This window comes from Aestuarium sp. (genome assembly GCF_023253315.1).
Taxonomy (GTDB): Bacteria; Pseudomonadota; Alphaproteobacteria; order Rhodobacterales; family Rhodobacteraceae; genus Marivivens; species Marivivens donghaensis.
In genome coordinates this window covers 1-330 of the sequence record NZ_JALRGW010000016.1, presented here as the reverse complement: position 1 = coordinate 330, position 330 = coordinate 1, and the positions used below count along the sequence as shown (strand labels likewise).

Here is a 330-nt window from a genome sequence, read left to right as displayed (position 1 = left end):
CGCAGACCCGCGAGCACATCCTTCTTGGCCGTCAGGTTGGCATCCCACACATGGTTGACTACATGAACAAAGTTGACCAGGTAGACGACGAAGAGCTGCTCGAGCTGGTTGAGATGGAAATCCGTGAGCTTCTGTCGTCCTACGACTACCCTGGCGACGATATTCCGATCGTTAAAGGTTCGGCTCTGGCTGCTATGGAAGGCCGCGATCCTGAGATCGGTGAGAACTCGATCCGCGCTCTGATGGAAGCCGTAGACACCTACATCCCGACTCCGGCACGTGCAGTTGACCTGCCGTTCCTGATGCCGATCGAAGACGTGTTCTCGATCT

At 56.1% G+C, this 330-nt stretch carries 1 protein-coding gene; it reads left to right on the top strand.

The window, feature by feature from the left end:
* Positions 1–330 (top strand): GTP-binding protein (locus AC1QQ2_RS09300; RefSeq protein ID WP_479712967.1); only part of this gene is annotated, 330 nt, incomplete at both ends.